This is a genomic window from Limnohabitans sp. Hippo3, assembly GCF_003063665.1.
Classification (GTDB): domain Bacteria; phylum Pseudomonadota; class Gammaproteobacteria; order Burkholderiales; family Burkholderiaceae_C; genus Limnohabitans_A.
Genome location: NZ_NESF01000001.1, coordinates 296,529 through 317,610, shown reverse-complemented (window position 1 = coordinate 317,610; position 21,082 = coordinate 296,529). Strand labels below are relative to the sequence as shown.

The 21,082-nt window shown below is 60.3% G+C and carries 19 protein-coding genes; 14 read left to right on the top strand and 5 right to left on the bottom strand.

Annotated features, from left to right (window positions below; all coding sequences use genetic code 11):
• The first annotated feature begins 49 nt into the window (after window positions 1-49).
• On the top strand, window positions 50-907 hold the full coding sequence (locus B9Z34_RS01530) for a YbgC/FadM family acyl-CoA thioesterase (protein ID WP_108426322.1): 858 nt from the start codon (window positions 50-52) through the stop codon (window positions 905-907).
• 11 nt (window positions 908-918) lie between these two features.
• Here the strand turns inward: B9Z34_RS01530 and B9Z34_RS01525 are convergent, their stop codons facing one another.
• Both B9Z34_RS01525 and B9Z34_RS01520 read right to left on the bottom strand, forming a co-directional pair.
• Complete coding sequence (locus B9Z34_RS01525) at window positions 919-1,239, bottom strand: HNH endonuclease (protein WP_108426321.1); 321 nt, start codon at window positions 1,237-1,239, stop codon at window positions 919-921.
• 24 nt (window positions 1,240-1,263) lie between these two features.
• Entirely contained in the window at window positions 1,264-2,220 is a 957-nt protein-coding gene (locus tag B9Z34_RS01520) for a folate-binding protein YgfZ (protein WP_108426320.1), read from the bottom strand.
• 70 nt (window positions 2,221-2,290) lie between these two features.
• On the opposite strand from B9Z34_RS01520, the gene mltG reads away from it, so the two are divergent.
• From mltG to B9Z34_RS01470, 10 genes are all read left to right on the top strand, one after another.
• Window positions 2,291-3,292: an endolytic transglycosylase MltG gene (gene mltG / locus B9Z34_RS01515; protein ID WP_199220040.1), complete on the top strand. Its 1,002-nt coding sequence runs from the start codon at window positions 2,291-2,293 to the stop codon at window positions 3,290-3,292.
• Between the two features lie 60 nt (window positions 3,293-3,352).
• The gene (tmk, locus tag B9Z34_RS01510; RefSeq protein ID WP_108426319.1) at window positions 3,353-4,078 is read left to right on the top strand and encodes a dTMP kinase; all 726 of its coding nucleotides are present in this window, start codon (window positions 3,353-3,355) and stop codon (window positions 4,076-4,078) included.
• A complete protein-coding gene (locus B9Z34_RS01505) occupies window positions 4,075-5,079 on the top strand; it encodes a DNA polymerase III subunit delta' (protein WP_108426317.1) in 1,005 nt (334 codons plus the stop codon). The genes tmk and B9Z34_RS01505 overlap by 4 nt, the downstream gene beginning before the upstream one ends.
• Before the next feature lie 3 nt (window positions 5,080-5,082).
• A complete protein-coding gene (locus B9Z34_RS01500; RefSeq protein WP_108426316.1) occupies window positions 5,083-5,892 on the top strand; it encodes a TatD family hydrolase in 810 nt (269 codons plus the stop codon).
• A 61-nt stretch (window positions 5,893-5,953) separates the two neighbouring features.
• Window positions 5,954-6,730: an ankyrin repeat domain-containing protein gene (locus B9Z34_RS01495; protein WP_233249366.1), complete on the top strand. Its 777-nt coding sequence runs from the start codon at window positions 5,954-5,956 to the stop codon at window positions 6,728-6,730.
• Between the two features lie 179 nt (window positions 6,731-6,909).
• On the top strand, window positions 6,910-7,191 hold the full coding sequence (locus B9Z34_RS01490; protein ID WP_090047922.1) for an HU family DNA-binding protein: 282 nt from the start codon (window positions 6,910-6,912) through the stop codon (window positions 7,189-7,191).
• A 326-nt stretch (window positions 7,192-7,517) separates the two neighbouring features.
• Window positions 7,518-7,928 carry a hypothetical protein gene (locus tag B9Z34_RS14590; RefSeq protein ID WP_199220039.1) on the top strand — a complete coding sequence of 137 codons (411 nt, stop codon included), beginning with the start codon at window positions 7,518-7,520 and terminating at the stop codon, window positions 7,926-7,928.
• Window positions 7,929-8,050: 122 nt separating this feature from the next.
• Entirely contained in the window at window positions 8,051-8,986 is a 936-nt protein-coding gene (ylqF, locus tag B9Z34_RS01480) for a ribosome biogenesis GTPase YlqF (RefSeq protein WP_108426314.1), read from the top strand.
• 4 nt (window positions 8,987-8,990) lie between these two features.
• Complete coding sequence (locus tag B9Z34_RS01475; RefSeq protein ID WP_108426313.1) at window positions 8,991-9,587, top strand: 3'-5' exonuclease; 597 nt, start codon at window positions 8,991-8,993, stop codon at window positions 9,585-9,587.
• Between the two features lie 78 nt (window positions 9,588-9,665).
• A complete protein-coding gene (locus B9Z34_RS01470) occupies window positions 9,666-10,565 on the top strand; it encodes a hypothetical protein (RefSeq protein WP_108426311.1) in 900 nt (299 codons plus the stop codon).
• An 86-nt stretch (window positions 10,566-10,651) separates the two neighbouring features.
• On the opposite strand, the gene lpdA is transcribed toward B9Z34_RS01470, so the two are convergent.
• The 3 genes from lpdA to aceE are packed head-to-tail and all read right to left on the bottom strand — an operon-like array spanning window position 10,652 to window position 16,796.
• Window positions 10,652-12,466 carry a dihydrolipoyl dehydrogenase gene (gene lpdA / locus B9Z34_RS01465; protein ID WP_108426309.1) on the bottom strand — a complete coding sequence of 605 codons (1,815 nt, stop codon included), beginning with the start codon at window positions 12,464-12,466 and terminating at the stop codon, window positions 10,652-10,654.
• Window positions 12,467-12,479: 13 nt separating this feature from the next.
• Window positions 12,480-14,084 (bottom strand): dihydrolipoyllysine-residue acetyltransferase, encoded by a 1,605-nt coding sequence (gene aceF, locus B9Z34_RS01460; RefSeq protein ID WP_108426308.1) that lies wholly within the window; start codon window positions 14,082-14,084, stop codon window positions 12,480-12,482.
• Between the two features lie 15 nt (window positions 14,085-14,099).
• Window positions 14,100-16,796: a pyruvate dehydrogenase (acetyl-transferring), homodimeric type gene (aceE, locus tag B9Z34_RS01455; protein WP_108426307.1), complete on the bottom strand. Its 2,697-nt coding sequence runs from the start codon at window positions 16,794-16,796 to the stop codon at window positions 14,100-14,102.
• A gap of 171 nt (window positions 16,797-16,967) precedes the next feature.
• Here aceE and B9Z34_RS01450 point away from each other — a divergent pair, with 171 nt between their 5' ends.
• From B9Z34_RS01450 to folD, 3 genes are all read left to right on the top strand, one after another.
• Entirely contained in the window at window positions 16,968-19,484 is a 2,517-nt protein-coding gene (locus B9Z34_RS01450; RefSeq protein WP_108426305.1) for a PAS domain-containing sensor histidine kinase, read from the top strand.
• Window positions 19,485-19,503: 19 nt separating this feature from the next.
• Window positions 19,504-20,130, top strand: coding sequence for a response regulator transcription factor (locus tag B9Z34_RS01445; RefSeq protein WP_108426304.1), 627 nt, complete (start codon window positions 19,504-19,506; stop codon window positions 20,128-20,130).
• A gap of 76 nt (window positions 20,131-20,206) precedes the next feature.
• Complete coding sequence (folD, locus tag B9Z34_RS01440; RefSeq protein ID WP_108426303.1) at window positions 20,207-21,058, top strand: bifunctional methylenetetrahydrofolate dehydrogenase/methenyltetrahydrofolate cyclohydrolase FolD; 852 nt, start codon at window positions 20,207-20,209, stop codon at window positions 21,056-21,058.
• The last annotated feature ends 24 nt before the right edge of the window (window positions 21,059-21,082 follow it).

Sequence of the window (21,082 nt, the reverse complement as noted above, 5' to 3'; positions counted from 1 at the left end):
TTGTCATGCCCGCGCATGCGGGTATCCATCCCACAAAAGGAGCTGATTCATGAAACGCCAGGATTTCCGTTTTTCTCACCGCATGCGCGTGCGCTGGGTCGAGGTGGACATGCAAAAGATCGTCTTCAATGGCCACTACCTCATGTACTTTGACACCGCAGTCACCGACTATTGGCGGCAGTTGGCCATGCCATACGCCGAAACCATGCACCAGTTGGGTGGTGACCTGTTCGTCAAAAAGGCCAGCGTCGAGTACCACGCCAGCGCTGAAATGGACGACTATCTCGATGTGTGCATGCGCTGCGACCGGGTGGGCAACTCGTCCATGACGTTTGCGGGGGCGATTTTTCGGGGTGATGAACTGCTGATCACCAGCGAGCTGGTGTATGTGTACGCCGACCCGGTGGCCAAAAAGAGCCAGCCCATTCCCGCGCCCCTGCGCGACATGCTGGAAAGCTTTGAGCGCGGCGAAGACATGGTGCAGGTGCATGTGGGCTCGTGGCACGACTTCCAGAAACTGGCGAGCCCGCTGCGCACCGAGGTGTTTGTGCACGAGCAAAAAGTGCCCGCCGAGCTGGAGTGGGACCACGAAGACGAGACCGCCTTACACGCCGTGGCCCTGAACCGCATGGGCTTTTGTTTGGCCACAGGCCGCCTGATCCAGCACGCGCCCGGTGTGGCCCGCATCGGCCGCATGGCGGTCAAAAAGCAAATGCGTGGGAGTGACCTGGGCCGCCGGGTGCTGCATGCCCTGATGGAGGCTGCGCAGCACCGAGGCGACAAGCAGGTGATCCTGCATGCCCAGTGCAGTGCCGAAGGTTTTTACAAACGCTCTGGCTTTAAGCCGCATGGCGCGGTGTTTGAGGAGGCAGGGATTGCGCACATCGAGATGGTGCGCAAGATTTGACTCGAAGCGGTTCAGGCCGCTTTTTCAATATCAGCCAATGCAGTTTTCACAACATCGGCCACTGTCGACCGGTTGATGCCTTTCTCTTTGCAGTAGTTGGACTCGAGCCAAATCCGCAAATCCTTCGCACCTTTGCTCGCATTGCATGAAACGCAGCACAGTGAAATATTGGTGCGGGTGATGATGGCTTCGTCATTGATGATGTGTTCCCAAGAAGGCTTTTCCCCACGGCTAAGTGCCGGTACTGAAAAGTCTCGGCGGCAATAGACGCAGGCTTTGTCTCTCTGCAACACCGCTGCTTCTAGCCATGGAGGTATGTTCCAACGGTTCAAGTCAATTCTCCAGCGCTGGCTATTTCAGATATCCGCGAGCAACTCGTAAGGCAGCGCGAGGGGCGTCATGGCCGTACCTGTTGACAGATCCGTGTGCCAGCCTATTTGCAGACTGTCGGTCGTGCCGCTCACCAGCGCATCAAACCCTTGTCCGTCAGGCCGCGCGGCACACAAGACCACGGTGGCGCAGGGTTGTTGGGGGTCGGTGGGCGTGAAGATGTCTTGCCCGGCTTCCAAGGCCACGGGGCTGTGCACGCGTGCCGTGCGACGCTTGAGGGTGCCGCGAAACTGGCTGCGCGCCACGACTTCTTGCCCTGGATAGCAGCCTTTTTTGAAGTTCACGCCGCCCACTGACTCGTAATTGAGCATTTGGGGCACAAAAGCCTCGAACACAGGCTGGCTGACCAGGGTCACGCCGCTCATCACTTCGGACCATTGCCAGACTTCGGGCGTGACCTCGGGGCCTGCAGGCAGCGCATGGCCCGCCGGGGCGATCCACAAAGCGCGTGGGGTTTTGGATTCGCCCAGCACGGCCGGATAAAGGGCCACCGCATGCGCCCCGTCGGTGACTGTGGTCTGCCAAGGGGCTACTGAGCCCACTGCAGCCCGAGCGCTGTCGCCCAGCAAGCCGCGCAGCTGCCACTGGCTGGTGGCGTCGCTCATTTTGACTTTGGCCCGCAGCACAAACATGGACAGGCGCTTGAGGGTCTGGGCCAGCAAATCCAGGCTCAAGACCAGCAAGACGGTGTCGGGCGCGGTTTTGACCAGGATGAAGCTGGCCTGCATGCGGCCTTTGGCCGAGCAAAAAGCCGCCAGGCGTGATTGGCCCACGGGCAGGAGCAGCACATCGTTGCTCAGCTGGTTGTGCAAGAAGTTGGCCGCGTCCTCGCCCTGAGCCTGGATCACGCCCAAGTGGGGCAGGGGACTCGTGCCGTTCAAGAGGGCTGGAAGCTGAGGGCTGAAATCTGCAGGGGTGTTCATGGGGCGGCTCGGTCGTCTGGCAAGGCGTGAATTATCATCCCGTCCACGTTTTCAACACCCGAACAAGGACATGCCCGTGCTCAAAGGCTTGATGAAGTGGTTGGTCAGCCTGTTGCTCGTGGCCTTGGGCCTTCTGGGAGGCGCGTCTTGGTGGTTGCACCAACCCATGGACACCCGTCAGGCCACATTGGATCTGTCCATCGAGCCGGGCACAAGCCCCAAGGCGATTGCCCAGGCCGTGGCCGATGCCGGGGCTCAGACCTCGCCCACGCTGCTGTATGCCTGGTTTCGCTTGTCCGGCCAGTCGCGCCAGATGCGGGCGGGCAGTTATGAAATTGCACCGGGCACCTCGCCGCAACGGCTGCTGAACATGCTGGTCCGAGGCGAGGAGAGTCTGCGCGCGGTGACGATTGTGGAAGGCTGGAACTGGCGGCAGGTGCGCCAGGCTTTGGCCAAGGCGGAAAGCCTCCAAGCTGACAGCCGAACCTTGAGCGACGAGGCCGTGATGGCCAAACTGGGCCGTCCCGGCGTGGCCCCGGAAGGGCGCTTTTACCCGGACACGTATTCGTACGCCAAAGGGGCCAGTGATTTGGCGGTGCTGCAGCGGGCCATGAAAGCCATGGACAAGCACCTGCAGCAAGCTTGGGAGGCTCGTCAACCTGGAGCCGCCCTGCAGTCGCCCGAGCAAGCGCTGATTCTGGCGAGTATTGTGGAAAAGGAAACGGGCAAGGCGCAAGACCGGGCGCAGATTTCGGGCGTGTTCAACAACCGGCTGCGCATCGGGATGCGCCTGCAGACCGACCCCACTGTGATTTATGGGCTGGGGGAAGCTTTTGACGGCAATTTGCGCAGGGTGCACCTGACGACCGACACCCCCTGGAACACCTACACCCGGGCCGGTCTGCCGCCCACGCCGATTGCCATGCCCGGTAAAGCCGCTTTGCTGGCTGCTGTGCAACCCGCCAAAACGACTGCCATTTATTTTGTGGCCAAGGGCGATGGGACCAGCCACTTCAGCGCCACCCTAGACGAGCACAACCGGGCCGTCAACCGCTACCAGCGCGGGCAGTGATTGGCTGTGTGGCCTGGCCAGTGGCATCGGCGACAATGGGGGGATGGATTTAACACCTTTATGAGCAGCGGCACATTCATCAGTTTTGAAGGCATCGACGGCGCGGGCAAGTCCACGCACATCGCCCGCGTGGCCGATCTGTTCCGCCAAGCGGGCAGGGCCGTGGTGTTGACCCGCGAGCCGGGCGGCACGCCGCTGTCGGAAAAACTGCGCGAATTGGTGTTGCACGAGGCCATGGACCCGCTGACCGAAGCGCTGCTGATGTTCGCAGCCCGCCGTGAACACTTGGTTCAAGTCATCGAACCCGCACTGGCGCGGGGTGATGTGGTCTTGTGCGACCGGTTCACCGATGCGACCTTCGCCTACCAAGGCGGTGGGCGGGGCTTTGACTGGCAAGTGCTGGCTCAGCTGGAGCGCATGGTGCAGCAGCGCCCTGTCGACGACGCCACAACAGCGCAAGCAGGGCATACCCCAGAAGCAAGCCACACCCCACATGCACGTCATGCCCGCGAAGGCGAGTATCCATATTTGTGGCAACCCGATTTGACCGTCTGGTTCGACCTTGACCCGCTCATTGCAGCCGAGCGTCTGGCCTCTGCCCGTGTGCCAGATAAATTCGAATCCCAGCCCGCCGAATTTTTTGCCGCGGTCCGTGCCGGTTATGCCAAACGGCAAGCCGAAATGCCAGGGCGATTTGCCCGCATCGATGCTGCGCAAAGCATGGAAGCCGTGGGTGCAGATGTGTCACGCATCGTGAACGATTGGCTCCAGCGGAGCGCCGCATGAGCGCCAACGTGCCAGCCCCCTGGATCGCCCGGCAAGCCACCGATTTGCTGGCCCAACGCGGCCACGCCTGGCTGCTGCAAGGCCCATCGGGCCTGGGCCAATACGACCTGGCCTTGGCTTTGGCCTCGGCCTGGCTCTGCGAAAAACCCTCAGCGCATGGCGCTTGTGGCGATTGCGCCAGCTGCCACGCCATTGCCGTGCGTACCCACGCCGACCTGGCAGTGCTGATGCCCGAGACGGTCATGATCGAGCTGGGCTGGCCTTTGTCGGAAAAAGCCCAGGACGAGATCGACAAGAAAACCCGCAAACCCAGCAAAGAGATCCGGGTCGACGCGATGCGCGATGCGGTCGAGTTTTCGCAGCGCACCGATGCACGCGGGCGCGGCAAAGCGGTGCTGGTGTTCCCGGCCGAGCGCATGAACACCATCACGGCCAACGCCTTGCTCAAAACGCTGGAAGAGCCGCCTGGCGACGTGCGCTTTGTGTTGGCCACCGAAGCAGGGCACCTGCTCTTGCCGACCATCCGCAGCCGATGTCTCGCCTACACGATGAAATGGCCAGAAGCCGATGAAGCCTTGAACTGGCTGAGCGGGCAGGGTGTGCAAGCGCCTGTGGCGCAGGCTTTGCTGCGCAGTGCAGGGGGCCGCCCCACCGATGTGCTGCGCCAGGCCGAAAGCGGTTTGTCGCCCGATTGGTGGGCCGCTTTGCCCAAAGCCATGCGCCAGGGCGATGCCCGTCACTTGGCTGAACTCAGCCCGGCCCAGGCCATCGATGCCCTGCAAAAACTGTGTCACGACCTGGTGTTGCGCCAGTCGGGGGCCTTGCCTCGATTTTTTGATACCAGCCAATTGCCTGCTTGCGCCGCATCGGTGGCGGTGCTGACCGATTGGTTCAAGCGCCTGATGCAGTCGGCCCGCACGGCCGAACACCCCTTCAATGCCGGTCTGATGCTCGAAGCCCTGACCGCCGACGCCCACCAAACCCTGATGTCCAAGGGCTGAGCCATGTACACCGACTCCCACTGCCACCTCAATTTTCCGGAGCTGATGAGCCAGCTGGACGTCATCGAGCAGGCCATGCAGGCCGCTCAGGTGACGCGTGCCCTTGTCATTTGCACCACCCTGGAAAAGTTTGATGAGGTGCACAACCTGGCCATGGCCCACGACAACATGTGGGCCACGGTGGGTGTACACCCCGACAACGAAGGCGTGCGCGAACCGAACCTGCAGGATTTGCTGGATGGCGCGGCCCGTCCCAAAGTGGTCGCCATTGGCGAGACGGGCCTCGACTATTACCAAATGGACGAGCGCAAAGGCGGGCGCACTGTGGCCGATCTGGAATGGCAGCGTGAACGTTTTCGCACCCACATCCGGGCGGCCCGCCAGACAGGCTTGCCTTTGGTCATCCACACGCGGCAGGCTTCGGACGACACCATCGCCATCCTGAACGAAGAGGGCGAGACGGGTGGTGCGGGGTGCGCAGGCGGCGTATTCCATTGCTTCACCGAAAGCCAGCAGGTGGCCCGTGCCGCACTGGACTTGGGTTTTTACATCTCGTTCTCAGGCATCCTGACCTTCAAAACGGCAGCCGATTTGCGCGAAGTAGCCAAATTTGTGCCCGATGATCGCTTGCTCATCGAAACCGACAGCCCTTACCTGGCCCCTGTGCCTTACCGGGGCAAGACCAACAACCCGTCTTATGTGCCCTACGTGGCCAGGCTGCTCGGGGAGTTGCGCGGCTCGACGAGCGAGGCCATCGGTGAACTCACCACGCGGAATTTCCTTCAATTGTTTGCCCGAACCTCGGCTGAATAACCTCATGCACAGCTTTCAGTTGTTTAAAAAGATTATTGTTTTTGCTGGTTTTTTGTCTTCCTTGAGCATCACGTGGGCAGGCTCTTACGAAGACTTTTTCAAGGCGATCCAGTTCGATGATGTCAAAACAGTCCAGAGCTTGTTGCAGCGTGGTTTCGATCCCAATACGGTCAATCCGTCCGGTGTTTCTGGCCTGATGCTGGCCGTGCGGGAGCCATCGCTCAAAGTGGCTGAGTTGTTGGCGGGTTGGCCCAAAGTCAAAGTGGAAGTTCGCAACGACAAGGATGAAAGTGCCTTGATGCTGGCCGCGCTCAAAGGCTATTTGCCCTTGGTCAAAAAGCTCGTGGAAAACGATGCCGATGTCAACAAACCCGGTTGGACGCCTCTACATTACGCGGCCTCTGCGGGTCAGGTACAGGTCATTGAGTTTTTGCTCGAGCAAAGCGCCTACATTGATGCGGAATCTCCCAACGGCACCACACCATTGATGATGGCCGCCATGTACGGCAGCCCCGAGGCCGTCAAGGTGCTGATCCAGGCCGGTGCTGACCTGAACATCAAAAACCAGTTGGGCATGACGGCGCTGGATTTTGCTGTACGCGGCCAACGCAAAAACGCCAAGGAATTGATTGAAGTCGGCTTGCAGCGCCAACGTGCGCGTGCGGCAAGGCTCGAAGATCCTGCAGTGCCTACACGCGCTCTAGAGCCTGCTACCAACGCAGCGGTGACTCAGCCCGGATCCCTGTCTGCCGTTGTTCAGACATCGCCGCCAATCGGACCCGCTCAGGTGGACAGTGCTGCAAAGGTGCCCAGCAAGCCTTTCAAAACCGGCTGGTGAAGCTGCTGTAGCTAAGCTATCCCTCATCGGTGGGATGTTTCACACCCATCTAATTACATACGATGTATATTATGTAAAGTTGCATAGGTGAAACAACTTGATGAAATTGAGAAAAATTAAGTCAACAACAGCATCTTTGCATGGCAAAATCTCGCCGTTCTATTCATTTGGAGAAAATCTTGAACAAAGCAGAACTGATCGAAGCCTTGGCAAAAGAAACAGACATGTCCAAAGCCGCCGCCGGCCGTGCCGTGAGCGCTTTGGTTGAAATCATCACCAAGACAGTTGCAAAAAAACAAGACGTGCAATTGATTGGTTTTGGTACCTTCAAAGCAGCCAAGCGCGCTGCCCGCGTTGGCAAGAACCCACGCACAGGTGAGAAGCTCAAGATTGCAGCCGCTACCGTGCCTCGTTTCACTGCCGGCGCCGCTTTCAAAGCAGCCGTGAACAAGAAGAAGTAATTTTTCAATTACTTTCGCCGAAAGGCAGCCATGGTGAATAACCTGGCTGCCTTTTTTCATGGGCCGGGCGCTGGGCAAGACATGCACTTGTGTGTGCTGACGCACATCGAATTCCCGCAGGTGCAGCTAAGTTGTGCAGATCCACCGTTCGACAAGTTCAACGAAAGCGCCCAATGATCTCGAAACGATACATCTGCACCGCATTGCTGGCCTTGGCGCCTGCTTTATGGCTACCCCAAGCAGCTCAGGCACAAAAGCCGGATGATGAAACGCCCCGTAAAGCCCAGCGCCAAGGCAAGCCAAGTCTGGATCGCGCACAACATCCCATGCGCAAGCGCGATCACGAGCCGCAAGGCATGCACCGCTCGCAAACACCTCAGCCGCCGCACATGCCAGCGCCCTCCTCTGCCGGCACCCTTGCCATTGGTGCTTATTTTCAGCCGCACCAGCAAGAAGCGGCACGTGCTTACTACGGGCAAAAAGAAAATATGGGGTTTTGTCCACCCGGCTTGGCCAAAAAAGGCAACGGCTGCTTGCCACCGGGTCAAGCGAAAAAATGGCGCAAGGGTGCACCTTTGCCTGCTGGTGTGGTTTATTACGATTTGCCCCGCTCGGTGGTGCTGACGTTGGGCGTACCTCCTGCGGGCTACAAATATGTCCGGGTCGCCTCTGATATTTTGCTGATCGCCATTGGCACCAGCATCGTCATCGACGCGCTGGAAGATCTGGTCCGCTGATCTGCATGGCGCCATGGGCCAAGGGATGCGCCCCATGGCGCCACGGTCTGTTGAAAACTCAACCACCGCAACCAAAGTGACCGACAATCAACATCTTTGATTCTCGGTTGGCAGCGGCTTTTATGGCGATTCAATGGTTTCCCGGACACATGCACCTCACGCGCAAAGCGATTGGGGAGCGCATCAAAGAGATTGACGTCGTCATCGAAATGCTCGATGCGCGACTTCCCGGCTCCAGTGCCAACCCCATGTTGGCCGAGCTGATCAAGGGCAAGCCCGCTCTCAAAATTTTGAGCAAACAGGATTTGGCCGATCCAGCCCGCACCACCCAATGGTTGGCCCATTACAACGCCCTGCCCGGCGTGCGGGCCATAGGCCTGGACACGAGCATGAGCTCGCCCGCTAAAGCACTGATCGACGCCTGCCAACAACTGGCCCCCCACCGTGGCGGCATGGTCAAACCCATGCGCGTGCTGATTTGCGGCATTCCCAACGTGGGCAAATCCACGCTGATCAACACCCTCAAAGGCAAACGCGCAGCCAAAACAGGTGACGAAGCTGGCGTGACCAAGCAAGAGATGCGCATCGCGCTGGCCGACGATTTTTATCTGTACGACACGCCGGGCGTGCTGTGGCCGCGCATCATCGTTGAGCAAAGCGGTTACAACCTCGCAGCCAGCGGAGCGATTGGCGTGAACGCTTTTGATGAAGAAGTGGTGGCGCTGGAGTTGCTCAATTACCTGATCTCTCACTATCCGCAGGCACTGACGGACCGCTACAAAATCACCGATGTGGCCAGCCACACCGACGAAACCTTGCTCGAAGCCGTTGGCCGAGTGCGCGGCGCGATGCAAAGTGGCGGACGGGTCAACACCACCAAGGCCGCACACATCGTGATCCATGACTTTCGCTCGGCCGCACTGGGCCGCATCACGCTGGAAACTCCCGAACAATTCGCCCAATGGTTGGCCGAAGGGAAAAAAGCCGATGCTGAACGCGCTGTGCGCAAACAGGCGATCGACAAGACCAAGAAGACTTCACGAAAAACGGCGGGCTGATCACATGAGCCCTCGTCATACCACCCCTGACAAAGACGCCATCGCCCTCCTCCCGCTTTTTGAGCGGCTTGGACTGGACCGAATTACCCTGGTCAGCAGCGGCACACAAGCGGAGCAAGCCCATGCACAGCTGCTTCAGGCCGGCGCATGGGGTTTTGATACCGAGTCCAAACCCACCTTCAGAGTGGGTGAAGCTTCTGATGGCCCCCACATCCTGCAACTTGCCACTGCAGAGCGAGCCTGGGTGTTTCAGTTGCACGATCCACAATGCCGAAGCGTGGCTGCCACACTGCTGGCGCAACCGGGGATCGTCAAAGCTGGTTTTGGTTTGGGCGATGACCGAAAACGCATCATCCAGAAACTGGGCATTGAGCCCCAAGGCATTCTGGAACTCAACACCATCTTCCACCAGCGCGGCTACCGCAAAGACATGGGGGTCAAGGGCGCGGTGGCGGTGTTGTTCAATCAGCGCTTCATGAAATCCAAAAAGGCTGCCACCAGCAATTGGGCCAATGAACGGTTGAGCGAATCGCAACTGGTCTATGCCGCCAACGACGCGTATGCCGCCCTTCGGGTGTGGCAAGCGCTGGGCACAGGCTGAGCCCTTTTGAAATGAAGCCCTAAAATTCCTGCCGACTGCCTGATCGTCATTGATCGCGACCGATTGCCGAACTTTCCTATGTCTGACCCCACAGGCCACAGCGCCACCTCCAACACAGAAAGCACCAGCTCGGTCCTGGAATTTGCCAACACCCTGTGGCGCGTGCGCCGGCCAAAGCCCTTTGTGTTGGTCATTGAAGGCGAAGCGGGCCAAGAAGCCGCCCTGCCCAGCGACTACCTGCACGACAAACTCCTCTTACCCGAATGGCGTGAAGCCTTCTACCAATTGGTCGATGCCACCGGATTGGTCGTCTGCCTGAATGTTCACAGCCAACACCCCACCTACCGCGATGTGCGCGGGCGCTCCAGCAAGGGGCGCCTCAGCCAGGGCGAGTATTACCACCACGACGGCTGCACAGGCCCCGTCAAGCCGCGCTTTGTCGAGATCCGCTGCCCCATTCAGCCGCAAACACGCGGCGTGGCCACCGCCATTGCGCCACACCACGACGTGGTGAAAGCCATGGTGCAAGTGCTGCCTGCCGAGCTGGCCGCCACCGCTGCGCTGGCCACACAAAACATGAGCACCGAAGCCTTGGCGCAAATGGACGACGCCGCGCTCGACCACCTGCAAGGCCTCATCACCCGCACCGTGCGCAAAAAGCTCAACGCCGAGGGCGCACGCAGCTACTTCCGCCAAGTGGATGCTGTCGCCAACGCCTACTTTGAACCCTGGGCCTTGGGCGAAAGCCGCTTCATCGCCAACGCCAACAGCGGCGTCACCATGCAACACCGCCGCGCCTACCAAGCCCCACACACCGGCGGCGTGGCCAATGGCCACTTGGTCAAGCGCTGGACGAATGAAGAGCTGCTGCTGCCCGGCCAAGTCGTGGACCAAGCCCTGATCGCCGCCTTGTGCAGCGAAGAAGATGAGGAAGTGGATGGGGAGCGGGCTGAGGGGTGTTACCTTGGGGCGCATTGATAGGCAGTGAAGACCAGCGGACCGCAGAAACCAAGAAGCCCGGACAGTTTCCCGTCCGGGCTTCTTCATTTTGAGGCTCGCAGCGTTTACTTCTTGCTGGGCGGCACGTCTGTGCAGCTGCCGTGCGCCACTTCTGCCGCCATGCCGATGCTCTCGCCCAGCGTGGGGTGTGGGTGGATGGTCTTGCCGATGTCCACGGCGTCTGCGCCCATTTCGATGGCCAGAGCGATCTCACCAATCATGTCGCCCGCGTGCGTGCCCACCATGCCGCCGCCGAGGATCTTGCCGTGGCCGTGGGCCTCGGGTGAATCGTCGAACAGCAGTTTGGTCACGCCTTCGTCGCGGCCGTTGGCAATGGCGCGGCCAGACGCTGTCCAAGGGAATAAGCCCTTTTTCACCTTGATGCCTTGTGCTTTGGCTTGGTCTTCGGTCAAGCCCACCCAGGCCACTTCGGGGTCGGTGTAGGCCACGCTGGGGATGACGCGGGCGTTGAACGCCGCCGCTGCCAACTCTTTGTTGCCTTGCAGTTCGCCCGCAATGACTTCGGCCGCCACGTGGGCTTCGTGCACCGCCTTGTGCGCCAACATGGGCTGGCCCACGATGTCGCCAATGGCAAAGATGTGCGGCACGTTGGTGCGCATCTGGATGTCGACATTGATGAAGCCACGGTCGGTCACGGCCACGCCTGCCTTTTCTGCAGCGATCTTCTTGCCGTTGGGCGTGCGGCCCACGGCTTGCAGCACCAGGTCGTAAGTGCCTTCGCTCTTGGTGCCGTCCAGACCTTCGAATTGCACCTTGATGCCCTCGGGCGTGGCCTGCGCACCCACCGTCTTGGTCTTGAGCATGATGTTGTCGAAGCGACCCTTGTTCATCTTCTCCCAAACCTTGACCAGATCGCGGTCGGCGCCTTGCATCAGGCCGTCCATCATCTCGACCACGTCCAGGCGGGCACCCAGCGTGCTGTAGACCGTGCCCATTTCCAGGCCGATGATGCCGCCACCGACGATCAGCATTTTCTTGGGCACACCCGCCAGGGCCAGCGCACCGGTCGAATCGACCACACGCGGGTCATCGGGCATGAAGGGCAGGCGCACGGCCTGCGAGCCCGCTGCAATGATGGCGCGTTTGAAGGCCACAACCTTCTTGCTGCCGGTCTTGTCCTGTCCGCTTCCTGTGGTTTCTTCCACCTCGATGTGGTTGGCACCGACAAAGCTGCCGTAGCCGCGCACGATGGTGACCTTGCGCATCTTGGCCATGGCGCCCAGACCACCCGTGAGCTTGGCGATGACTTTTTCCTTGTGGCCGCGCAGCTTGTCGATGGTCACCACCGGCTTGCCGAACTCGACGCCCAAGTCGCCCAGGTGTGCCACTTCGTCCATGACGGCGGCAACGTGCAGCAAGGCCTTGGAAGGGATGCAGCCCACGTTCAGGCAGACGCCGCCCAAGGTGCTGTAGCGCTCGACCACCACAACCTTGAGGCCGAGGTCGGCCGCGCGGAAAGCCGCCGAGTAACCTCCGGGGCCGCCGCCAAGCACGACCACGTCGCACTCGATATCGGCCGAGCCGCCAAAGCTGGCGGCAGCGGGCGCAGCGACCGGGGCAGCAGGTGCTGCTGCCGGTGCAGCCGCAGGAGCGGGAGCGGCTACCAGAGCCGCGGCGCCTTCAGACGCTTCAAGCACCATCACCACGGAACCTTCTTTCACCTTGTCGCCCAGCTTGACCTTGAGTTCCTTGACCACGCCCCCGTGGCTCGACGGGATTTCCATCGAGGCCTTGTCGGACTCCACGGTGATGAGCGATTGCTCGGCCTTGACGGTGTCGCCGGGTTTGACCAGCAACTCGATCACGGCCACTTCGTCGAAGTCGCCAATGTCGGGGACTTGAATATCAATCAGTGCCATACGTCAATTCCTCTCAGAGCAACACGCGACGGAAGTCGCTGAGGATTTGACCCAGAAACGCATTGAAGCGAGCCGCTGCAGCGCCGTCGATGACACGATGGTCCCATGTCAAGGACAGGGGCAGCATCAGGCGTGGCACAAACTGCTTGCCGCCCCAGACGGGCTCCATGGTGCTCTTGCAGACACCGAGGATGGCCACTTCGGGCGCATTGATGATGGGCGTGAAGTACTTGCCGCCAATGCCCCCCAGGCTGGAGATGGTGAAAGTTGCGCCCGACATGTCGGCAGGGCCGAGCTTGCCGTCTCGGGCCTTCTTGGCCAGCTCGCCCATTTCCTGGCTGATCTGCAAAACGCCTTTCTTGTCGGCATCCTTGATCACAGGCACTACCAAACCGTTGGGCGTGTCGGCGGCAAAGCCAATGTGGTAATACTGCTTGTAAATCAGGGCATCGCCGTCGAGGGAGCTGTTGAACTCGGGGAACTTCTTGAGCGCGGCCACGCAGGCTTTGATCAGGAAGGCCAGCATGGTGACCTTGATGCCGCTCTTCTCGTTTTCCTTGTTGGTGGAGACGCGGAAGGCTTCGAGATCGGTGATGTCGGCGTCGTCGTGGTTGGTGACAGCCGGGATCATCACGGCGTTGCGCAAGAGGTTGGCGCCGCTGATCTTCTTGATGCGGCTCATCTCCTTGCGCTCGATCGGGCCGAATTTGGCAAAGTCCACTTTGGGCCAGGGGATCAGGCCCAGTTCGGAGCCTCCACCGCCCGCAGGGGCTTTGGCCGCTTGCGCCTTGGTCTGCGCAGCGCCCGACATGACGGCCTTGGTGAAGGCTTGCACATCATCCTGGGTGATGCGACCTTTAAGGCCGGAGCCTTTAACTTCATCCAGTGGCACACCCAGCTCGCGGGCGAACTTGCGCACCGATGGCGAGGCGTGGGGCAAACCCAGCGTGGTGCCACCGGGGGCGTGCGCTGGTGCCGATGCGGCGGCAGCCGGGGCCGAAACCGCAGCCACAGGTGCAGCGGCGGCGGCAACTGGGGCAGCTGCAGAAACTGTGCCTTCCAGAATGGCCAGCAGGTCACCAATGTTGACCTTGTCGCCCACTTTGACTTTCAATTCCTTGAGCACGCCAGCGGCCGACGACGGGATTTCCATCGAGGCTTTGTCGGACTCGACCGTGATCAGCGATTGCTCGACCTTGATGGTGTCACCAGGCTTGACCATGACCTCGATGACGGCCACGTCCTTGAAGTCGCCGATGTCGGGCACATGCACTTGCACGGGGCCGGATGCCGCTGCCACTGGTGCAGCGGCTGGGGCTGGCGCTGCAGCGGGGGCCGCTGCAACAGGTGCGGCTGCTGGTGCTGCAGCGGTTGCAGCGGCAGCGGCCTCGACCACCAGCACGACCGAGCCTTGTTTGACCTTGTCACCAAGCGCCAGGCGCATTTCCTTCACGACACCCGCGGTGCTCGACGGGATTTCCATCGAGGCTTTGTCGGATTCGACCGTGATCAGCGACTGCTCGGCTTTCACGGTGTCGCCCACTTTGACCATCAACTCAATGACGGTCACTTCATCGAAATCCCCGATATCCGGGACTTGTACTTCTACCAATGCCATGTTTGTCTCCGGTTTTTAAGCGTACAGGGGGTTGATTTTGTCCGTTTTGATGCCGTACTTCTGGATGGCTTCGGCCACCTGCGCCACAGGCACTTTGCCCTCTTCGCTCAGCGCCTTGAGGGCGGCGATCACGATGTAGTGGCGGTTGACCTCGAAGTGCTCGCGCAGCTTGCTGCGGAAGTCGGAGCGACCAAAACCATCGGTGCCCAACACTTTGTAGGTGCGGTCCTTCGGGATGAAAGGCCGGATCTGCTCGGCATAGGCCTTCATGTAGTCGGTCGATGCCACCACGGGGCCATTGTGCTTGGCCAGTTGCTGGCTGACAAACGGCACGCGAGGTGTTTCCATCGGGTGCAGCAGGTTGTAGCGCTCGGCGTCCTGACCGTCGCGGGTCAGTTCGTTGAAGCTCGGGCAGCTCCACACGTCGGCCTGAATGCCCCAGTCGGTGGCCAGCAGGGTTTGGGCGGCGATGGATTCGCGCAGGATGGTGCCCGAGCCCAGCAGTTGCACGCGCTTCTCGCCAGCAGCACCGGGCTTGCACAAATACATGCCCTTGATGATCTGCTCTACGGTGCCGGGCGTCAGACCTGGCATGGCGTAGTTTTCGTTCAGCAGCGTCAGGTAGTAGAAGACGTTGTCTTGCTTCTCGACCATGCGCTTCAAGCCGTGGTGCAAGATGACGCCGACTTCGTGGGCGAAGGTGGGGTCATACGACACGCAATTCGGGATGGTGTTGGCCATGATGTGGCTGTGACCGTCTTCGTGCTGCAAGCCTTCGCCGTTGAGCGTGGTGCGACCCGATGTGCCGCCCAGCAAGAAGCCGCGCGCTTGCATGTCGCCCGCAGCCCAAGCCAGATCGCCAATACGCTGGAAGCCGAACATCGAGTAGTACACATAGAACGGGATCATGATCCGGTTGGACGTGCTGTAGCTGGTGGCCGCAGCGATCCAGCTGGACATGCCACCGGCTTCGTTGATGCCTTCTTGCAGGATCTGACCGGCTTTGTCTTCCTTGTAGTACATGACCTGGTCTTTGTCGACCGGGGTGTACTGCTGGCCAGCAGGGTTGTAGATGCCGATCTGGCGGAACAGGCCTTCCATGCCGAAGGTGCGGGCTTCGTCCACCAAGATGGGGACCACGCGGGGGCCCAGGGCTTGGTCGCGCAGCAGCTGGGTCAAAAAGCGCACATACGCTTGGGTGGTGGAGATTTCGCGGCCTTCCGCGGTGGGCTCCATCACGGCCTTGAAGGTCTCCAACGATGGCACGGTGAAGCTCTCGTCGGCCTTGGCACGGCGCTTGGGCAGGTAGCCGCCCAGCGCTTGGCGGCGCTCGTGCAGGTAACGCATCTCTGGCGTGTCATCGGCCGGTTTGTAAAACGGGATCTTGGGCAACTCGCTGTCCGGGATCGGAATGTTGAAGCGGTCCCGCATGTACTTGATGTCGTCGTCCGTGAGCTTCTTGGTCTGGTGGACGGTGTTCTTGCCCTCGCCTGCCTTGCCCATGCCAAAACCCTTGACGGTCTTGATGAGCAGCACGGTGGGTTGGCCCTTGGTGTTGACCGCCTTGTGGTACGCGGCGTAGACCTTTTGTGGGTCATGACCACCGCGCTTGAGGTTCCAGATGTCGTTGTCCGACAGGTGCGCCACCATCTCGAGTGTGCGGGGGTCGCGGCCAAAGAAATGCTTGCGCACATACGCGCCATCGTTCGCTTTGAAGGCCTGGTAGTCACCGTCCAGGGTGTCCATCATCAGCTTGCGCAGCGCGCCGTCCTTGTCGCGGGCCAGCAGGCTGTCCCACTCGCTGCCCCACAAGAGCTTGATGACGTTCCAGCCCGAGCCGCGGAACTCGCCCTCGAGTTCTTGGATGATCTTGCCGTTGCCGCGCACCGGGCCGTCCAGGCGTTGCAGGTTGCAGTTGACGACAAAGATCAGGTTGTCCAGGTTCTCGCGTGCGGCCAAGCCGATCGCGCCCAGTGATTCAACTTCGTCCATCTCGCCGTCGCCGCAGAACACCCAAACTTTGCGGTTTTCGGTGTTGGCGATGCCACGGGCGTGCAGGTATTTCAAAAAGCGCGCTTGGTAGATCGCCATCAAGGGGCCCAGACCCATGGACACCGTGGGGAACTGCCAGAACTCGGGCATGAGTTTGGGGTGTGGGTAGCTCGACAGACCTTTGCCGTCGACTTCCTGGCGGAAGTTGAGCAGCTGCTCTTCGGTCAGGCGGCCTTCGAGGTAAGCGCGGGCATAGACGCCGGGGGAGACGTGGCCCTGGATGTAGAGGCAGTCGCCGCCGTGGTTTTCGCTCTCGGCGTGCCAGAAATGGTTAAAGCCAGCACCAAACATGTGGGCCAGCGAGGCGAACGAGCCGATGTGACCACCCAGGTCACCACCGTCTTCGGGGTTGTGGCGGTTGGCCTTGACGACCATCGCCATGGCATTCCAGCGCATGTAAGCGCGCAGGCGTTCTTCGATCTCGATGTTGCCGGGGCAGCGGGCCTCTTCGTTGGGCTCGATGCTGTTCACATAACCGGTGGTGGCCGAAAACGGCAGATCGATGCTGTGCTGGCGGGCTTCTTCCAGCAACTCTTCGAGCAAAAAGTGAGCACGCTCGGGTCCTGCTTTTTCAATCACGGCGGACAGTGCGTCCATCCATTCACGGGTCTCCTGTGCGTCCAGGTCACGGTCCGGTTGTTGAGGTGCTGCCGCTGTCATGCGTGTCTCCTGTTGCTGTTGTGAACAAATGATGCCTGAATTCTCACATATTTTTTTCGTTATTTCAAATTGTGCTTTTGTATTTTGCATTGTGAAATTTAATGCTGGTTTCTCGGACTGCCAAGCGGATCACAGGGACGTGACCGAGGGCTTGTCCCCTAAACTCCGGGGATGGAATTGAACAAAGCAGCATCGGTCGTGACCAAGGTCGGACCGTGGGCTTGGTGGCGCTCGTGGTGGCACCGCCAATCTCCCAACAGACAGGACCGTTATGCCAACCTAGCCCCCGTGGTGGCTGTGGTGCTTTTTTTGGCCGCCATTGCCAGCGCATTCTGGTACTTGCGGGTCGAAGAGATCGAGCGGGAGCAGGAAGCCATCAAACGGGATGTGGAATACGCTCAACAACGTCTGCGTCTGCGTTTGCTGGAGCGGCAAGAACAGGTCATGCGCCTGGCACGCGATGTCTCCAACAAGGAGATCCGCACCGATCAGTTTTTGTCCCGAGCTGAAGCCCTAGTGCAGCAATACCCGGAGTTTCTGTCCTTGACCTGGATCGACGACCGGCGGCGCATCATCGCCAACCAGAGCGTCTCCAGCATTTCGCCCAGCCAGCACATGCGTGCCGGCACGGTACTCAAAGTCGGCGAAACCGAAAGCCACTTCAGCCTGGCCCGCGACTTGATGCAGCCCATCTATGGCCAGATCAACACCGATGTGGACAAGGACGCCCAACTCGCGGTGTTGCAGTTGCACACCCCCCTGAGTAACGACCAAGGCCGCTTCAGCGGGGTGATTCTGGCGGAATACACCATGGAAGGGCTGCTGCGCTACGGCATCCCGACCGAGGTGCTGGCCAAATATGCCGTGGCACTGCAAGACGGCAAAGGCCAATTGCTGGCCGGACAAACCATTCCGGGCCGCATTGCCCTGTGGCGCTTGCTGCCCGGCAGTGACAAACCCAACAACGATTACGAAGTGCCCGTCTCACCCGTGGGCAATGACCTGATTTTGCGGGCCCAAGCCTGGCGCACTTCTCAGGGCCTGGTGGGTGGCGGCTTGTTTTGGTTGGTGAGTGTGTTGAGCGTGATGACGGCCTGGATGCTGATCGGCAACTGGCGGCATACCCGCAGGCGCATACAGGCCCAAAAAGCCCTGGTGGCCGAAACCAACTTCCGACGCGCCATGGAAAACTCCATGCTAACCGGCATGCGGGCCCTTGACCTGCGCGGGCGCATCACTTACGTCAACCCCGCTTTTTGCCAGATGACGGGTTGGAGCGAGTCCGATCTGGTCGGTGCGGTGGCCCCTTTCCCCTACTGGCCAGACCAGGACCGCGAGTTGCTGATGAAACGGTTGGAAGAAGAGATCAGCGGGCAACACTCCGCAGGTGGTTTTCAGGTGCGGGTCAAACGCAAAAACGGTCAGCTGTTTGATGCCCGCATGTATGTGTCACCGCTGATCGATGCGACCGGCAAGCAAACCGGCTGGATGACCTCGATGACCGACATCACCGAGCCCAACCGGATTCGGGAGCAACTGGCCAGTTCGCATGAACGCTTCACCATCGTGCTGGAGGCGCTGGACGCCTCGGTTTCGGTGGCCCCTTTGGGCAGCGAAGAGCTGCTGTTTGCCAACAAGTTGTACCGGCTCTGGTTTGGTCAGAACACCGTGGGGCACCTGAGACTGGTGCAGCAAGCGGGCGCGACCGACAGCAATGACCGGGCTGAAGAGAACGACGATGTGGACGAGATGGCGGGTCTGCCCACGGAAAGCCTGACCGTCGCCAAATCCGAAAACTCCGAAATCTTCGTGTCGGAGTTGGGCAAATGGCTGGAAGTGCGCTCGCGCTACATCAACTGGGCCGACGGACGACTGGCGCAAATGGTGATTGCCAGCGACATCACGCCGCGCCGACAGGCCGAAGAGCTGGCGGCCCAGCAAGCCGAACGCGCCCAAAACGCCAGCCGCTTGATCACCATGGGCGAAATGGCTTCAAGCGTGGCGCATGAGCTGAACCAGCCGCTCACAGCCATCAGCAATTACTGCAGCGGCATGATTTCGCGCATCAAGTCACAGCAGGTCAAGGAAGAAGACCTGCTGTCTGCGCTAGACAAAACCGCCCGCCAGGCTCAGCGCGCCGGTCAGATCATTTTGCGCATCCGCAGCTTCGTCAAGCGCAGCGAGCCCAACCGCACCTTGTCGGATGTGTCGGCCATGGTCAGCGAAGCACTGGAGCTGGCCGAAATCGAGATGCGCCGTCGCAACGTGCGCCTGACACACCATGTGGCGGCCCGACTGCCACAGCTGATGGTGGACCCGATCCTGATCGAACAGGTGCTGATCAATCTGATGAAAAATGCGGCCGAATCGATCGACAACGCCAACCGCCCCGCCGGGCAACGGCATGTCGAGTTGCGCATCGTGCCCAGGCAAATCGACAACCAGTCGGTGGTGGAGTTTTCAGTCACGGACACAGGCCAAGGTTTGCCACCGGAAGACACCGAGCGGGTCTACGAAGCCTTTTTCTCGACCAAGGTGGAAGGCATGGGGATTGGCCTGAATTTGTGCCGCAGCATCATCGAATCTCACCAGGGCCGGATCGTTTCTGAGAACCTCTACAATGCCGGCGAGGTGACCGGTTGCAGGTTCTCCTTCTGGATTCCGGTCGAAGCCGCTTTGACCACATAACAACCCACGGGGTAAATGAATGAGCTTGATTCCCAAAAAAGGCACTGTGTACGTTGTGGACGATGACGAAGCAGTGCGCGATTCCTTGCAGTGGTTGCTCGAAGGCAAGGATTACCGGGTGCGTTGTTTTGACAGTGCCGAGTCTTTCATCAGCCGCTACGACCCCCGCGAAGTCGCCTGCCTGATCGCCGACATGCGCATGGGCGGCATGACCGGTCTGGAGTTGCAAGACCGCCTCATCGAGCGCAAATCCCCCTTGCCCATCGTGTTCATCACCGGCCACGGCGACGTGCCTATGGCCGTGAACACCATGAAAAAAGGCGCGATGGATTTCATCCAAAAACCGTTCAAAGAAGAAGAACTGTTGGGTCTGGTCGAGCGCATGCTCGACGAAGCCCGTGACGCTTTTGCCGGTTACCAGCAAGCCGCCAGCCGAGACGCCCTGCTGTCCAAGCTCACAGGGCGCGAAGCCCAGGTGCTTGAGCGCATCGTGGCCGGTCGCCTGAACAAACAGATTGCCGACGATCTGGGCATCAGCATCAAGACGGTGGAAGCGCACCGCGCCAACATCATGGAGAAGCTCAACGCCAACACGGTGGCCGATCTGCTCAAGATCGCGCTGGGGCAAAACGCACCCAAAGCCTGATCCGCACCCACAAGCTCCAAACGCCCGCACCTGTCGGGCGTTTTGCATTTTTCACTGACCTTTTCGAGTTTCAAACATGACCGCCCAACTCATCGACGGCAACGCCTTGTCCAAAAAACTGCGCACCGAAGTCGCCAGCCGAGCCCAGGCCCTCAAGGCCAAAGGCATCACCCCCGGTCTGGCCGTGGTGCTGGTGGGCGACAACCCGGCCAGCCAGGTCTATGTGCGCAACAAGGTCAAAGCCTGCGAAGACAGCGGCCTGCACTCGGTGCTCGAAAAGTACGACGCCAACATGACCGAGGCGGCTCTGCTGGCACGCGTGGAGGCGCTCAACCAAGACCCCAGCATCCACGGCATCCTGGTGCAGCTGCCCCTGCCCGCCCACATCGACGCGCAAAAAGTGATCGAGGCCATCAGCCCGGCCAAAGACGTGGACGGCTTTCACATCGCCAGTGCCGGGGCCTTGATGACCGGCATGCCGGGTTTCTGGCCTTGCACGCCTTATGGCTGCATGAAGATGCTGGAAAGCATCGGCTACGACCTGCGCGGCAAACACGCGGTGGTGATCGGTCGCAGCAACATTGTGGGCAAGCCCATGGCGCTGATGCTGCTGCAAAAAGACGCCACCGTGACGATCGCGCACTCGCGCACCCAAAACCTCAAAGCGCTGACATTGCAAGCCGACGTGATCGTGGCGGCGGTGGGCAAGCGCAACGTGCTGACCGCTGACATGGTCAAGCCCGGTGCAGTGGTGCTGGATGTGGGCATGAACCGCAACGACGAAGGCAAGCTGTGTGGCGACGTGGACTTTGACGGCGTGAAACAAGTCGCAGGCTATATCACCCCGGTCCCCGGTGGCGTGGGCCCCATGACGATCACCATGCTGCTGGTCAATACCCTTGAAGCGGCTGAACGCGCCTCCAAGTGATACAAAGTACCGACTGAACCCCTA

What these genes read in the sequence shown, in the direction of transcription:
- B9Z34_RS01530 (WP_108426322.1), top strand. Translation starts at nt 50, where the DNA reads ATGAAACGCCAGGATTTCCGTTTTTCTCACCGCATGCGCGTGCGCTGG.
- B9Z34_RS01520 (WP_108426320.1), bottom strand. Translation starts at nt 2,220, where the DNA reads ATGAACACCCCTGCAGATTTCAGCCCTCAGCTTCCAGCCCTCTTGAAC.
- mltG (WP_199220040.1), top strand. Translation starts at nt 2,291, where the DNA reads ATGCCCGTGCTCAAAGGCTTGATGAAGTGGTTGGTCAGCCTGTTGCTC.
- tmk (WP_108426319.1), top strand. Translation starts at nt 3,353, where the DNA reads ATGAGCAGCGGCACATTCATCAGTTTTGAAGGCATCGACGGCGCGGGC.
- B9Z34_RS01505 (WP_108426317.1), top strand. Translation starts at nt 4,075, where the DNA reads ATGAGCGCCAACGTGCCAGCCCCCTGGATCGCCCGGCAAGCCACCGAT.
- B9Z34_RS01500 (WP_108426316.1), top strand. Translation starts at nt 5,083, where the DNA reads ATGTACACCGACTCCCACTGCCACCTCAATTTTCCGGAGCTGATGAGC.
- B9Z34_RS14590 (WP_199220039.1), top strand. Translation starts at nt 7,518, where the DNA reads ATGCGCAAGCGCGATCACGAGCCGCAAGGCATGCACCGCTCGCAAACA.
- ylqF (WP_108426314.1), top strand. Translation starts at nt 8,051, where the DNA reads ATGGCGATTCAATGGTTTCCCGGACACATGCACCTCACGCGCAAAGCG.
- B9Z34_RS01475 (WP_108426313.1), top strand. Translation starts at nt 8,991, where the DNA reads ATGAGCCCTCGTCATACCACCCCTGACAAAGACGCCATCGCCCTCCTC.
- B9Z34_RS01470 (WP_108426311.1), top strand. Translation starts at nt 9,666, where the DNA reads ATGTCTGACCCCACAGGCCACAGCGCCACCTCCAACACAGAAAGCACC.
- lpdA (WP_108426309.1), bottom strand. Translation starts at nt 12,466, where the DNA reads ATGGCACTGATTGATATTCAAGTCCCCGACATTGGCGACTTCGACGAA.
- aceF (WP_108426308.1), bottom strand. Translation starts at nt 14,084, where the DNA reads ATGGCATTGGTAGAAGTACAAGTCCCGGATATCGGGGATTTCGATGAA.
- aceE (WP_108426307.1), bottom strand. Translation starts at nt 16,796, where the DNA reads ATGACAGCGGCAGCACCTCAACAACCGGACCGTGACCTGGACGCACAG.
- B9Z34_RS01450 (WP_108426305.1), top strand. Translation starts at nt 16,968, where the DNA reads ATGGAATTGAACAAAGCAGCATCGGTCGTGACCAAGGTCGGACCGTGG.
- B9Z34_RS01445 (WP_108426304.1), top strand. Translation starts at nt 19,504, where the DNA reads ATGAGCTTGATTCCCAAAAAAGGCACTGTGTACGTTGTGGACGATGAC.
- folD (WP_108426303.1), top strand. Translation starts at nt 20,207, where the DNA reads ATGACCGCCCAACTCATCGACGGCAACGCCTTGTCCAAAAAACTGCGC.